Annotated in this window: 9 protein-coding genes and 1 tRNA gene; 9 read left to right on the top strand and 1 reads right to left on the bottom strand. The window is 60.0% G+C overall.

Annotated elements, in window-relative coordinates; all coding sequences use genetic code 11:
- Positions 1 to 144: 144 nt before the first annotated feature.
- The 6 genes from H0W65_RS01020 (at position 145) to H0W65_RS00995 (ending at position 5831) form a co-directional block, all read left to right on the top strand.
- On the top strand, positions 145 to 1188 hold the full coding sequence (locus tag H0W65_RS01020; protein ID WP_294002900.1) for a rod shape-determining protein: 1044 nt from the start codon (positions 145 to 147) through the stop codon (positions 1186 to 1188).
- A 13-nt stretch (positions 1189 to 1201) separates the two neighbouring features.
- The gene (gene mreC, locus H0W65_RS01015) at positions 1202 to 2086 is read left to right on the top strand and encodes a rod shape-determining protein MreC (RefSeq protein WP_294002898.1); all 885 of its coding nucleotides are present in this window, start codon (positions 1202 to 1204) and stop codon (positions 2084 to 2086) included.
- A complete protein-coding gene (mreD, locus tag H0W65_RS01010; RefSeq protein ID WP_294002896.1) occupies positions 2086 to 2613 on the top strand; it encodes a rod shape-determining protein MreD in 528 nt (175 codons plus the stop codon). Before mreC ends, mreD begins: the two co-directional genes overlap by 1 nt.
- Positions 2610 to 4535, top strand: coding sequence for a penicillin-binding protein 2 (gene mrdA / locus H0W65_RS01005; protein WP_294002894.1), 1926 nt, complete (start codon positions 2610 to 2612; stop codon positions 4533 to 4535). The genes mreD and mrdA overlap by 4 nt, the downstream gene beginning before the upstream one ends.
- Positions 4532 to 5644, top strand: coding sequence for a rod shape-determining protein RodA (gene rodA / locus H0W65_RS01000; protein WP_294002892.1), 1113 nt, complete (start codon positions 4532 to 4534; stop codon positions 5642 to 5644). The genes mrdA and rodA overlap by 4 nt, the downstream gene beginning before the upstream one ends.
- 111 nt (positions 5645 to 5755) lie before the next feature.
- Positions 5756 to 5831: transfer RNA gene (locus H0W65_RS00995), tRNA-Lys, on the top strand.
- Positions 5832 to 6615: 784 nt separating this feature from the next.
- Here the strand turns inward: H0W65_RS00995 and H0W65_RS00990 are convergent.
- The gene (locus H0W65_RS00990; RefSeq protein WP_294002890.1) at positions 6616 to 7563 is read right to left on the bottom strand and encodes a hypothetical protein; all 948 of its coding nucleotides are present in this window, start codon (positions 7561 to 7563) and stop codon (positions 6616 to 6618) included.
- Between the two features lie 332 nt (positions 7564 to 7895).
- Between H0W65_RS00990 and H0W65_RS00985 the strand changes: the two genes are divergently transcribed.
- From H0W65_RS00985 to H0W65_RS00975, 3 genes are all read left to right on the top strand, one after another.
- Positions 7896 to 8795, top strand: coding sequence for an AraC family transcriptional regulator (locus H0W65_RS00985; protein ID WP_294002889.1), 900 nt, complete (start codon positions 7896 to 7898; stop codon positions 8793 to 8795).
- A gap of 255 nt (positions 8796 to 9050) precedes the next feature.
- Positions 9051 to 12476, top strand: a complete 3426-nt coding sequence (locus tag H0W65_RS00980; protein WP_294002887.1) for a TonB-dependent receptor — start codon at positions 9051 to 9053, stop codon at positions 12474 to 12476.
- A gap of 104 nt (positions 12477 to 12580) precedes the next feature.
- A complete protein-coding gene (locus H0W65_RS00975) occupies positions 12581 to 14590 on the top strand; it encodes a tetratricopeptide repeat-containing sulfotransferase family protein (RefSeq protein WP_294002885.1) in 2010 nt (669 codons plus the stop codon).
- Positions 14591 to 15126 lie beyond the last annotated feature (536 nt).

The raw sequence follows: 15126 nt of genomic DNA, 5'->3' as shown, positions 1-15126 counted from the left end.
TAGCCCAATCCGAAGGCCCCTGCGAAGCGCTGAATTGTTCGGGCGATTCATGCCGCTTTCACAAGGGCTTGGATAAGGGATTGTGAATCAGGCCGGCCGGGTGGCGGCCCTCCTTCCGAACGATTAGCGAGAGACGGGGAAAGCATGTTCTGGGCACGCTGGTTCAAATGGATGTCGCACGACATGGCGATCGATCTGGGGACGGCCAATACTTTGGTCTATGTCCGCGGCCGCGGCATCGTGCTCAATGAACCCTCCGTCGTCGCGATCGAGACTATCAACGGGGTCAAGAAGGTCAAGGCGGTCGGCGAGGACGCCAAGCTGATGATGGGCAAGACGCCCGACCAGATCGAGGCGATCCGCCCGCTGCGCGATGGCGTCATCGCCGACATCGACGTCGCCGAGCAGATGATCAAGCACTTCATTCATAAGGTCCATGGGGGCAAGATGCGCGCCTGGCGCTTCCCCGAAATCGTGATTTGCGTGCCCAGCGGATCGACTTCGGTCGAACGCCGAGCGATCCGCGACGCCGCGTCGAACGCCGGCGCCAGCCAAGTCTATCTGATCGAGGAGCCGATGGCCGCGGCGATCGGAGCCGACATGCCGGTAACTGAACCGATCGGGTCGATGGTGGTCGACATCGGCGGCGGCACGACCGAAGTTGCGGTGCTGTCGCTGCGCGGCCTCGCCTACACCACTTCGGTCCGCGTCGGCGGCGACAAGATGGACGAAGCAATCTCGTCCTACGTCCGCCGCAATCACAACCTCCTGATCGGCGAAGCCACTGCCGAGCGGATCAAGAAGGAAGTCGGCATCGCTAAGCCGCCGGTCGACGGCATAGGCAAGACGGTTCACATCAAGGGCCGCGACCTGGTTAACGGGGTGCCCAAGGAAATCTCGATCAATCAAGGCCAGATTGCCGAAGCGCTGTCGGAACCCGTGGGCACGATCGTTGAAGGCGTCCGCATTGCGCTGGAAAATACCGCACCCGAGTTGGCGGCCGACATTTGCGACCAGGGCATTGTGCTGACCGGCGGCGGGGCCCTGCTCCAGGGACTCGACGAAGTATTGCGCGACGAGACCGGCCTGCCGGTCACCGTGGCCGAGGATCCGCTGACCTGCGTCGCGCTCGGCACCGGCCGTGCGCTCGAAGAAGAGCAGTTCCGCGGCGTCCTGCAAACCGCCTAGGAGGCGCTGAGCGATGGCGGCCTCGGCGGGACCGCGCCCAGGCTGGTCGAGGCGCGCGCAATATGGCCTCTTCTTCAGTTTCATGGCGGTCGTCGCCGGGCTGATCATCGGCCTTGCCTTGCTGATCCTCTCGCTGGCCGCGCCACAAAGCTTTGCCGTAGTCCGCGGCGCCGCGCTCGACCTCACCGCGCCGATCAGCGTGTCGCTGCGGCAGGTGACCACCACCGTCTCCGGACTGGTCGGCGGCGCGGGAAATTATTGGGACGCGGCCAATCAGAACGGCCGGCTGAAGCGCGACCGTGCCGCGCTGATGCGCCGAATGGTCGAGGCGCGAGCTATCCTCGAAGAAAACAGGCAACTCAAAGCTGCCCTCCAGCTGCGCGAGCGCAGCGGCAAGACGGTCGCTACCGGCCGCGTGGTCGGTTCCTCCTTCGAAAGCCCGCGCCGTTTTGCGGTGATCTCGGTCGGTACCGACGAGGGGGTGGCCAACGGCATGCCGGTGCGCGCGCCCGAAGGGCTGATTGGGCGAGTCGTCGACTCCGGCCGCACCGCCAGCCGCGTGCTGCTGGTCACAGATCGCGCAAACATCGTCCCTGCCCGCATCCTGCGGGGCGGCCAGCCGGTCATCTCGACCGGACGCGGGGATGGCACGATCGATGTTCGCCCGCTCGAGGTCGGCAAGAACCCGTTCCGACCCGGCGATATTATCGTCACGTCGGGCACCGGCGGGCTCTATCCGCCGCTGGTGCCGATCGCCAAGGTCGTTCGCCTCGACGATGACGGCGCAATTGCCTTGCCGATCGCCGACCCGTCGCGAGTGAGCTTCGCAATCGTCGAACCCCCATTCGAACCGGCGGCGCTTGCCGCCGCGGCCGCCAGCGGCGACGTAGAGCCGTGATGGTCCGGTCGGCCCTCAGCAATCGCGGCGCCGTGCTGGGCAAGGGGCCGCGCGCGGGATTCGAATATATTCCTGCGGCCACGGTCATGGCCGGTTCCATGATGTCGCTGCTGCCGATCGTCTCGGCGTCCGGCTGGTGGCCCGACTGGGGACTGCTAATGCTGGTCGCCTGGCGCCTGCTGCGCGCCGATGCATGGCCGGCGTGGTGGGCGGCGCTCTTGGGGTTCGCCAACGACCTCATCGCCGGAAATCCGATCGGCCTTTCGACATCGTTATGGGCAGCACTGATGATCGCCATGGACGTTCTCGACCGCCGCACCCTCTGGCGCGACTATTGGATCGAATGGGTGATCGCAGCGCTGTTCGTCGCGCTCGCCGAGCTCGCCCAATGGCAGGTCGCCTCGATCCTCGGCGCGCCGGTGCCGATGCGGAGCTCGACTACGCCGGCGGTGGTCATCTCGATCCTGTGCTTCCCGGTGGCGGCCTTTTTTGCCGCCCGGCTCGACCGATGGAGACTGGGTCGATGACGGCCAAGCGTTTCACCGCCGCGCATCAATCGATGACGTTCACCAGGCGGATGATGCTGGTCAGCGGGGCGCAAGCGGCGTTCGGCGGCGTTCTTATCGCCCGCCTCGGCTATCTGTCGGTCGCCCAGAACAAACATTATCAGCTTTTGTCCGAAAGCAATCGCGTCCAGCTGATCATCGTCCCGCCCCGGCGCGGCTGGATCATCGATCGAGGGGGCAAGCCGATCGCCATCAACCGATCGGATTTTCGGGTCGACATCATCCCCGAGCAGCTTGAGCGGCCGACCGAGACGTTAAAGCTGCTGACCAAGTTGCTCCAGCTGACGCCCGACGATGTCGACCGGATCATTCGCGATCTGAAGGCGGCGCGCGGCTATCAGCCGGTCGCCGTCGCTGAGAATGTTCCTTACGATCATTACGCCGCGGTCACCGTCCACCTGCCCGAGCTGCCGGGCGTCCAGCCGACTCGCGGATTCTCGCGCTTCTACCCGGCCGGTCCGGCGGTGGCGCACCTGGTCGGCTATGTCGGGGCCGCCTCGGCCAAGGATTATGAGAAAGAGAAAAACCCGCTGCTGGTCACGCCCGGGTTCAAGATCGGCAAGGACGGGCTCGAAAAGACGCTCGAGCCTCATATGCGCGGCCAGCCAGGGGGTCAGCGGGTCGAACTCACCGCGCGCGGCAAGCTGGTACGCGAGCTAGAGCCCAAACCCGACCGCTCGGGCCAGACCGTCCAGCTGACGATCGACGCCGGCCTTCAGGAATATGCCGCGCGGCGGATGGGCGACGCGTCGGGGTCGATCGTCGTTATCGACTGCCGGACCGGCGCCATCCTCGCCTTCGTTGCGATGCCCGCCTACGACCCCAACAGCTTTTCCGACGGAATCGGCCGCACCGAATGGCGGATGCTGTCGGAGGACGACCATCTGCCCTTGCTCAACAAAGTGACCCAAGGCCTTTACCCGCCCGGTTCGACGGTCAAGCCGATGAACATCGTCGCGTTGATGGAGATGGGGGTATCGCCGACGGAAGTGGTCGGGTGTAGCGGCGGGCTGCGCGTTGGCAACCGGGTGTTCCACTGCTGGAAGCGCGGCGGCCATGGCGGGGTCAATATGCACCGCGCCGTCGAGCAAAGCTGCGATGTCTATTTTTACGAAATGGCGCGGCGCCACGGCTATGACGGGTTCGCATCGGTCGCACGGCGACTTGGCCTGGGCGAGAAGTTTGATCTGCCGGTCGCTTCGCAGCGCTTCGGAACCGTCCCCGACAGTCAGTGGAAGCTGCAGAAATACAAGGAAAAATGGACTGTCGCGGACAGCGTGAATTCATCGATCGGCCAAGGTTATGTCCTAGTCAATCCATTGCAATTGGCAGTGATGGCGGCGCGCCTTGGATCGGGCAATGGCATCGTCCCCCGCCTGCTTGCCAACAGCCCAATCAAGGCACCATCGCTCAATATATCGGCAAAGCACTTTGCCGTCGTCCACGACGCGATGAGCGCCGTCGTCAACGGCAACGGCACCGCCCGAAGCGCGCAGCTCCAAATCCCGGGCGTGCTGCTGGCGGGCAAGACCGGTACCGCGCAGGTGCGCGTCATCACCGCCGGCGAGCGTGCCGGCGGCGTGCTAAGCGACTATGCGACTCCGTTCAAGTTGCGCGACCACTCGCTATTCCAAGGTTTCGCCCCGTTCGACAATCCGCGTTACGCGGTCGGCTGCATCCTTGAGCATAGTGGCCACATCGTCACCGCCGCGCCGATCGCCAGCGACACGCTGAGCTATTTGTTCGATCCGGCAAAGGCGCTGGCCAAGCTCGCCGGTCTCGAGCGGCAATGGGGCGGGACTCTGGCCGAACGCACCGCGCGCCGCTCCGCCGCTTATGAAGCGATCGGCAAGGCCAATCTGGCGGCCGCGATCCGCTCATGATCAGCTCGGCGATCATTCCGCAGCCGCTGGCGCGGCTTCCGTGGCGGCTAATCTTCCTCGTCGGAGTGATCTGCACCATCGGCCTGGCCACGCTCTATTCGGCCGCCGGTGGGTCGACCTCGCCATGGGCGCTGAAGCAAGGGGTGACGATCCTTGCCTTCATGGGCTTCGCCATCTCCATCAGCTACGTGCCCGAAAATTTCATCAAACAGTCCACCTTTCCCGCCTATTTCCTGATCATCTTGCTGCTGATCGTGGTCGAACTGGTCGGCTTCGTCGGCAAGGGCGCCCAGCGCTGGATCGACCTCGGCTTCATCCGCCTCCAGCCGTCGGAATTCATGAAGCCGGCGATCGCGCTGGTGCTCGCACGCTTCTACGACCTCATCCCGGCGAGCGACATTCGACGATTGCGCGGCCTGTGGCCGGCGGCCGCGCTGGTGCTGGTGCCGTTTGCGCTGATCCTGGTCCAGCCCGATCTAGGCACCTCGGTAATGGTGCTGCTCGGCGGGATAACGGTGATGTTCGTCGCCGGCCTGCCGATGTGGTATTTCCTGTCGGCCGCCGGCGTGGCAGCGGTCGCGGGCCCTATTCTGTTCGCCTTCATGCACGAATACCAACGCAAGCGCGTCTTCATCTTCCTCGATCCCGAAAGCGACCCGCTCGGCGCCGGCTATCACATCAGCCAGTCGAAAATCGCGATCGGATCCGGCGGCATCTGGGGCAAGGGTTTTCTGAACGGCAGCCAGAGCCACCTCGACTATTTGCCAGAAGGCCATACCGATTTCGTCTTCGCCACCTTCGTCGAGGAATGGGGACTGGTCGGCGGGGCGTTGCTGATCGTCGCGTTTTTCCTCGTCATCCGCTGGGGCATGGCCGTCAGCCGCAAGGCGAAGACCCGCTTCGCGCAGCTGGCCGCGGCCGGGCTTACGGCAACCATCTTCTTCTATGTTTCGATCAATTTGATGATGGTCATGGGGCTGGCTCCGGTGGTCGGCATCCCCCTGCCCCTGGTCAGCTTCGGCGGATCGGCGGTGATGACGGTGATGATCTGCCTCGGCATCCTAATGTCCTTGGAACGCCAGTCGCGGACCAGCTCGAGCCTGACCTGATATTCTGCCGTTCAGCGGTTGCGCCTATGGGGTAGCGATGTTAGAGGCCCGCCCGCGCCCCGCTCCCCAGCGGCACGCACGCCGCCTCACAGGCATCCCAAGTGACATTGGGGACGCATAGCTCAGTTGGTAGAGCAGCTGACTCTTAATCAGCGGGTCCTAGGTTCGAGCCCTAGTGCGTCCACCATATTTGCTGTAAGCATCAGCATCCTACCCGTGCACCAAATAGCTTAATCTGTACCCGAGTTAAGGCTGAATAGCGCTTGGAGGAACGTGCGCAGATCATGTCTGTCTTACGTTTGATTACAGTTTATAGGTAGCGACCAAGAGAATTAGGCAATGTTTGTATTGATAAATACTATCGAAATTCTTTGAACAACCGGATAGTTCAGCTCTTTTGCAGCAAAATAGTGAGTTATTAGCCCAGCTTCTTCGAAATCGCGCAATCCTAGTGAAGAAGTTTTCAACTACACATCGCCTTCTTTCGTATCATAGGAGATGGATGACGACGAAATCCGCGCCGCGAAAGATCGCGAAAGGCTAGAATAGCTTGACTTTATGAAGCCGTTGGGAGGCGTGAGGCGCCTCGTCTACCGAAGTCGCGCCGGTCACCTTATATCCCTTTGACCCTTCGTCGCGCTCAACTGAGCCGCAGACCATGATTGCTGCGATAGCGCCATCGAAGCGGTCGAGGCTTCTTTGATTTGGTTGGCTTGCGGTTGCTGCTTGGTTGGGAGGCGGCCTTCTAAAAAATTCGTAGCTGAGCCGTGGTGGTGGATGCCGGCAGAAAGGGAATTCAACGCCGGCACCCTGGGCTAGATTGCCTGCGCACAATAGATTCGGCTATCAGTTTATTAAGATTGTATCCTGCGTAATCTGCAAGGGTCCATTCGCTTCAGCGGCTCCAGACCGGGTCCGGTTTTCGCGGAAAAACGCTATTGAGCGATTAGAAAAGTTAGACAAGCGCATCATCAGCCTAATTGACTAAGCGCGGCCACGCGCGAGGGACTGGACCGGTCAGCCCCACGGACACTGACAGTCTTTTGCGTGATCGGCCGTTCCGCATCTCCCCTGAGATGGGCCGAGCGCCAAAAAGTCTTGCCAGCACGATGGACGAAATGGCCGCGCACATGGTGGAGTCTTGGCGAATTTTTTTGATGCAGCAAATCGCCCTGGCCGGCGTTCGCTCGATACTGACCAAGTCTCATTGAAACCTCGATATGGTCTAGGAGCGGCTCATTGCCGCGGCGCTTACGCGCCAGATTGAGGCGCTCGAGGTTTGATCTGGTCTCAACCAATATGTCCGGGCTGTTGAGCATGGCCGCGAATGCGCAGGCCATCGGCAGAAAATACCAGCAATGCTCCGCCACGTCTGCTGCGGTCCGGTCATACGTGCCGACTGGTCGTGCGCGGAAGTATCGATGCCAACTTGGATCTAGATGGAGGTAAGCACAGGACAAAAGGTCATTGAGATGCGCACAGTTGGCGTGCGTCATGCCGATACTCGATCCACTTCGCGCCAAACCATCCAGATCGAATTCGACACAAGCGCCTACCTTGTCGGCGCGATCATGCTCACTTTGGAAATAGCCAGTTAGTAACCCGCGGCGACCGTTTTCGGCCGTTTCGACCAACATTCCCGACTTAAATTGCTGAGGAGCCATTCCAAACCATTCGATCCAGAATGTCTCAGCGGGCAATCTCAGCAACGAGTTATCCGGACTCAGCAGGCCATTGTTGGAATTCAAAACGAGTTTCATGCACTCATCGGACGCTGTTCGATCGAGGATGTAACGAAGCTCGCATCCCTTGATTGTAGCGGATTTCGCTCCGACGCCCGTGACCACGTGAGACTGACCCGTGCCGTCGGTCAATTCAATCTGTTGTGAGGCATTCACAACCCTGTCGATCAACCGCATCGATCTCTCCAACCGCGGCGGCGCAGCTGAAAAATTGCTGCGCGGACCGAGCTTGAGAGTCTGCTCGCGGTGTGCCAGTCACGGCTATCAACATCTTAAGATGGACGGCAATCAAAGGCTGATCGGGTCTATATTTGCAGGGATTGAAATAGACCCAAGCAGCGATTAGAGTGATTCCTTGTCGAGTAATGCCACGGTGCGATCAACAAACGGACGCTAATACTTAACGCGGCGTCTTGATTAAGCGCAATAACCGATTTGCGTTTGCGCAAGCCGGGTTTGCATCGAAGTTTACTTGAAAGCGCTCTGAACGGAGGGGGGGCAATAGCGAAATGTTTCTGGGCGAGCGCATTGAGAGAGCTGAAAGCTTCAGAATGAACGTGCACTCAAGTGATCTTGCGCGCGTTGAAAATTGCTTCGTCGGCCCGGCTCAAGCGCCCCCGTCAGGATATGAACCGAGCTATCAAATCGTCCTTCCTTATTACGGCTTGTTTTCCTATTCTGCGGGCACTCGAAACTGGCTGCTCGATGCTACGCGAACCTTGTGCATTTCGCCGGGATGGGAGTTTTACGAGGATAAGCTGGTCCCTAGCGTAGGCCACGCAGCACTTCTCATTAATCCCTCACCCGATCTCATGGAGGAGATTTGCGGATCGCGAATCTCCGAAACGAACCCCGCCTTCTTGCAAGCGTCGATACCTTCAACCCGCTCGCTGCAATTTCTGACCCACATGCTTCTTCGGCAGCCGCAGGGCTTGGACGATTCGCTTCGCAAGGACGAATTGGTCGTTTCTGCCCTCGATCAGCTTCAACCGCCTCGTGCGGCACGGGCGCGAGCATCCAAGGTGATTGACCGAGCCAAGGAGGCGCTGCACGCGCACAGCGGCGAGCGCCTTTCACTTCAACAGATGGCAAAATTGGTCAGCGTCAGCCCCGTATACTTGACCCAGGAATTCACCCGTTCCGAGGGTATGCCGCTCTACCAGTATCAACTTCGATTGCGTCTGAGCCGCGCCCTGCTCAAGCTACCGTACAGCAACAACATCACGGAGCTCGCACTCGATCTTGGCTTTTCAAGCCACAGCCATTTCACGTCGGTTTTTCGCAAGGCGTTTGGCGTGACTCCCTCGCAGTATCGATCGGGCCAGCCGGCGCTCGAGCGACGCCCCCGGGCTTTCGAGACACAAATGAATTGGGACGATAGCGTCGCGAAGCGTAAGCGAGCCGCCTGATCGCGGTTGATCACATCCCGGTTGTGAACAGACTAGCAATCCGTTGTGAGGTGGCATTCGCCTTGACATTGGCTCGCCGACTTGTGCGCGCCTCCCGCACGTGAATTCACCAACTGTAACCGCAACAACACAGCCGGGGCAGATTGCGCCTTGATTCATTAGCGCTCGATACTGTGGATCGAGTGATCTTAAAAAATTGATATCTTCATTTCGCACAAACCGGAATTGCGACCGCTCTATTATTAGGGGGCTCGCATGATCAGTTTTCGCACTCACATTCTCGCAACGACGGTACTTGCTGGAATTTCCCTGTCCGCTGTGCCGGCGTTTGCGCAAGCTGCACCGACAGCTGTTCCCGATCAAAGCCAGCCAGCCGACCCTGCAGCCGCGCCGCCAGCCGGCCCAGTCGAAGCGAACCCGACGCCCGCGGTCTCCGCAACGGGCGAGCAGGTTGCCCAGACGGCTGACATTGTCGTCACCGGTTCACGCATCCCGCAGCCGAACTTGACCTCTGCTGCACCCGTCGTGACGATCAGCGATCAGGATATCAAGCTGAGTGGCACGACGCGCATTGACGACCTCATCAACCAGTTGCCCTCCGCGGCCGCGCCGCAGGGGCCCAGCCTGCCGAATCCATCCACCGGGACAGCAGAAATCGATCTGCGCTACTTGGGCGCAAAGCGCACCTTGTCGCTGGTCAACGGGCGGCGGCTTACACCAGGCGACCCGAACCAAGGTTCGACTGGAGCGGCCGACGTCAACATCATTCCAGCGTCGCTGGTCAAACGCGTGGAAATTCTGACGGGCGGCGCATCGTCGGTCTATGGAGCGGACGCGGTCGCGGGCGTCGTCAACTTCATCATGGACACCGAATTCGAGGGACTTCGGTTCGACGGGCAAATTTCGACCTATCAGCACAATAATAACTGCCCCAGCATCGGCGGGGGCCGGTCAGTTTGTGATGAGCTAGATAGGAACACGAACGTTCTGCACCGGGTAAACTACGACTACCCCAAGGGCAGTGTATGGGACGGGCGCGCGATCGACGCGACAGTTTCATTGGGCGCGGGATTCGACGACGGCCGTGGTCATGTCGTCGGCTACGTCGGCTACCGCAAGCAGAATGCGGCCTTGCAAGGCAACCGGGATTATAGCGCCTGTACGCTCAACGATGTCCGGAAGAAGGGCGGCATAATTCCCGCCGCTATAAATCCGCAATGCGGCGGTTCGTCCTTCTCGGCGGAAGGTAATTTTCTGCTCTTTGTCCCTGACACCAACGCCGCAGGCGGCACTTCGACTTTTTACACGCGTGGCGGCAATGGCGACATCGTGAATGGCAGAACGAGGTACAATTTCGCGCCGCTCAATCACTGGGTGCGGCCGGACGAACGATATACCGCCGGCGTTTTCGCTAATTACGAGATCATGCCGCAAATTAAGCCGTATCTCGAATTCATGTTCATGGACGACAAGACGAACGCTCAAATTGCTCCGTCAGGCAATTTCGGAAACACCTTCACGATCAACTGCGACAACCCGTATATGACGGCCGCCACAAGGGCGATCGTTTGCAGTCCGACAAACCTCATTAATGGAAATTTGGGCAGTTATCCGCTAACAAGAACTACAAATCCGGGTGCCCCGCCGCAGACATTTATCGATGCGCAGGGTAAACCGTATCAGCAGGGCTTCTTCCAGATTTTCCGGCGCAACGTCGAAGGCGGCCCTCGTATCGGCAATTTCAGCCACACCTCCTATCGCGCGATCATCGGAACTCGAGGTGACCTGAGCAACGCTTTCTCCTACGATGCTTACTATCAATACGGCCGGACCAAATATCTGCAGGTCTTCGAAGGCGAACAATCGGCTGTGCGACTGGCACGGTCGGTGAACGTAGTGAATGACCCGCGGGCAGGCAGCCCCACGTTTGGGCAGCCAGTGTGCCGCTCGGTGCTAGATGGTTCCGACCCGGGCTGCGCACCATTTAATTATTTTGGTACACCCTCTCAAGCAGCCATCGATTACGTTAACGTCTACGGCGTCGACCCGGGCGAAACCTCAGAGCAGATTGCCAACGTCAATTTGACCGGCCAACTGGGCGAACTCGGCGTCGCGACGCCATGGGCGAGCAATGGGTTCGGGATTAACGTTGGCTGGGAGTATCGTCGTGAACAGCTTTCGCTCACCCCGGATCAAGAATTCATAACGGGCGATCTGACCGGCCAGGGAGCTCCGACGCTTCCGGTCAGCGGAAACTTCCATGTCAATGAAGCCTTTGCCGAAGTGCAGCTCCCGATCGTCGAGCATAATTTCATCGACGAGCTAACGTTCGGAGCTGGCTACCGCAAGTCGTGGTACAAGACCGGCGCCGGCCGCAAATATGACACCGACACTTACAAGCTGTCGGCCGAGTTCGCTCCTATCGCGGACATCCGCTTCCGTGCGTCGTACAACCGGGCGAGCCGGGCACCGAACATTCTCGAGCTGTTCACTCAGCCTCACGTAGCTTTGGACGGTTCGAACGATCCGTGCGCCGGCGTGACGATAAAAGCTACGGACTACGGCTGCATCGCCCAAGGTTTACGAGTAGGACAAAACACGCCTGCAAATCCGTCGGAACAGTATAACGGCCTGCTTGGCGGCAATGTGGACCTGCTGCCGGAAAAAGCGACGACCAAGACGGCCGGTATCGTGCTGCAACCTCGCTTCCTGCCGCGGTTCGCGTTCAGCGTCGACTATTGGAACATCGATCTGAAGGACGCGATCCAGGGGTTTGGCGCCGATACCGTCATCTCCGATTGCGTCGCCAATTCGACAGCCACTACAATTGCCCCCTCGTGCTCGTTAATCCGTCGCGACGGCGGCGGCTCACTCTGGCTGGTGCCGGCAGGGCCAGGGGCCGGTTATATCGTCGACACTCCGACGAACGTCGGCCGGATCAAGACCAACGGTTATGACTTCAACTCTTCCTATTCCCGTCGGCTCGGCGGCCTCGGCAATCTGTCGCTGAGCTTCCTCGGAACCTATCTCAAAAAGTACAAAGTTAACAACGGGATCGCCCCCACTTACGACTGCGCAGGCTATTACGGCACTGTCTGCTCGGGTGCCACGGTAGCCAGCACATCGGCGATGCCAAAGTGGCGGCACAAGGCGCGTGCTACCCTTCAAATGCCTTTCGGCCTGGGTGTTTCTGTGAATTGGCGTCACGTAGGTAAGGTCGCCCTGGAGACGCTCAGCGACGATGCGGCGTTGACGGCGCCGAACTCCGCAGATCAGCTGAATGCGCACGTGAAACCGCAGGACTATATCGACCTCGCAGCGACTTACACGTTGCTGGACTCGGTCAACCTGCGCGCAGGTGTCAACAATGTGTTCGACAAGACCCCGCCGATTATTCCGTCAGGACACGGCTCCTGCCCGACTTCGGCCTGCGCCGGGAACACTTTCCCGGGTACCTGGGATTACATGGGGCGGTTTCTCTATGCTGCCATGACGGTGAACTTCAAGCATCGCTCAGAACGGCCGGCGCCGGTTGAATTCGCTCCGCCGCCGCCACCTCCGGCTGCTCTGGAGACGATCACTTGCCCGGACGGACTGGTGATCGTGGCAAACCAGGTATGCCCGACGCCGCCACCGCCGCCGGCGCCGCCGCCACCCGCGCCAGGCCCGGAGCGCGGTTAGTAGACGACTGAGCTAACCATTGATGGGGCGGCGGAACTAGCGTCCGCCGCCCCTTTTTTTGGGATGCATGCTGACAGTTTCGAAAGCCAAGTTAGACTCGTGGGATGAACACAACTCCAACGCTGGACAGCCAGACGATTGAAGTCATCCGTTCGGCGGTCGCTGCGGCAGCCGCCGGGCGTACCAGTGAAGCCTGCGATATTGGCGAGCGCGGGCTGATGAGGGGCTGCGACCCTGTCGCTCTGCATGCGCTGATCGGTTCGATCCTGCTGGGCGCAAGCGACTTCGAACCTGCCGTTGTCCACTTGCAGGCAGCGCACGAGGCGCGGCCCTCGGATCCGCTCATCCTCAAGAATCTTGCGAGGGCTATGGTCGGGTGCGAACGCTATGCCGACGCACTGGGCGCTCTGAACCATGATGTGGTTGCTCTCGACCGAGGCGGCGATCTGCAGCGACTCCTCGGCTTTGCTGCACAAATGGCGGGCGACTTATCTGCGTCGATTGACGCTTATGAGCAGGTTGTTGCGGCCGAACCGAGTGATTGGGAAACCTGGAACAATCTAGGCAACGCGCGGGCAAGCTCGGGTGACCTGACTTCCGCGCTAACGGCAATTCAGCGCGCCGTGGAACTGAATCCCTATTCAATTTCAACGCGTTTAAATCTGGCTCGAACCCTGCGTGATGCAGGCAAGGTCTCGGAAGCGGACGCCGAATATCGGCGCATGGCTGACGATTTCCCCGACGATCCGGGGCCACTGGCGGAGCTATTCGACCTGCTTCAGTCGCTGGGCGGCGGCGGGGACTCGGATGCTATCTTGGAGCGAGCGGTCGAAAGAGATCCGGCTGACGTCAAGATGCTGATCGCTCTCGGCCGGCAGTATCTCCTCCGCTTTGAAGACGAAGCGGCAGAACGAAGCTTTCGCAGAGCTTTGGACCTGGAGCCGGCGAACGGAGATGCCTACCTCGGCCTTTGCGACCTCTTCGAGCATTACCGACCAAAATCGCTTCCAGCACTGATTGCGGAAGCACAATTAGCGAATATCGACGAGGCTTCGGCAAATCTCATCCGCGCTTTAGTAGCTCGGCGCGAAGGGCGATACCGGCGCGGCGCGGACGCGTTGAAAGATGTTCCCGAGGACTTCGAACCAATCCAGCGTTGGCACCTCGCCGGGCAACTGCTCGACGGCCTCGCCGACTTTGACGACGCCTTCAATGCATTTTCTCGGATGAATCAGGCGTTAGCTGCCGATCGGACCTTGCCGCTTCAGCGCGCCGCTGAAGTCCGCGCGCAGCTTCGAGATCAATTGCAATGCATGACGCCCGAGTGGCGCAACAACTGGTCGACCCCGCCAATCCTGCCGACCGCTCCGGCGCCGGTGTTCCTCGTCGGCTTCCCTCGTTCCGGAACAACTCTCCTCGACACGATTTTGATGGGCCACCCGGACGTCGAAGTCATGGAGGAAAAACCGGTCCTCCATCAGTTGCGGGCAGAAGGCTGCGGCTTCGATGCGATCGCTGGGATGAGCGAGGCGGACGTGCGCCGCGCCCAGGAGCGCTATTTCGAGATCGCAAGCAACTATGCGGAACTGCGCGAGGGGTCGCTGCTGATCGATAAGTCTCCACTGCATATGCAGAGCATCCCGCAGATCTATCGCTTGTTCCCCAAGGCGCGCTTCATTCTGGCGCTGCGGCACCCGGCGGATGCTGTCCTGAGCTGCTTCATGGCGAATTTCCGGCTGAATTCAGCCATGGCGAATTTTTTGAGTCTGGAAACTTCCGCGGAATTCTACGACCTCACTTTTTCAATGTGGGAAAAATCCCTCTCCTTATTCCCCGTCGAAGCTAATACGGTTGTCTACGAGAAGATGGTTGAGGATCCGAAGGCGGCGATCCTGCCCGTAGTCGAAAGACTAGGGCTGAAGTGGGCACCGGAGATGCTCGATCATCAAATAACGGCGGAACGTCGCGGCCTGATCACGACCGCAAGCTATGCGCAGGTAACCGAACCTTTGTATAAGAGCGCCGTGGGCCGCTGGGAACGGTACCGATCGCAATTGGAGCCCATCCTTCCGGTTCTGAGGCCGTGGATCGAAAAATTTGGTTATACAGCCTGAACTGAAAAAACCCAATGCAACGGAAGCTCATCGGCAGTTCCTCTTCCTGGCTTTCCTTACTTACCCGGGCGCGGAGGCGGCGGAGGCGGGAAGGTCGGTGGCGGCTTGGGAGGTTCTGGATTGAACAGATCTCCAGGCGCCGTGCTCGATCGCATCGGGGGTAATTTCCCGCACCTGATCGTCACCCAATTCGGTTTGACGCCCAATTCAGTGTGCGACCAGTAGCCATAGACATGCTGGTCCGACGTCGTCGGCGGTCGACGCTTGCCGAGAGGCACTGGGACTAGAACGACCTCAATCTCGCTATTTGCGCCAGCGGTAGAATTAACAACCCGCGCGCCGGGGCGGAAGCCGTAGGTCCACCCGGGGTAGGACTGCACCATGCCGACGAGGTTGAGACCATAAACATCATTCCACCGGACCCAGACCCAACCTGCAATTGGACAGCCGTTAGGGGGTAATGTTGCTCTTTTTGCAGCAATGGCCGGTACACACGCTGTGAGAGCCGAAGCGGCGCATAAAATTCTAAGGCTGCG

The organism is Sphingomonas sp., from assembly GCF_013816785.1.
In the GTDB taxonomy this organism is placed as follows: Bacteria; Pseudomonadota; Alphaproteobacteria; order Sphingomonadales; family Sphingomonadaceae; genus Sphingomicrobium.
The sequence above is the reverse complement of the archived record's forward strand: the minus strand, read 5'-3'. Positions and strand labels throughout refer to the sequence as shown.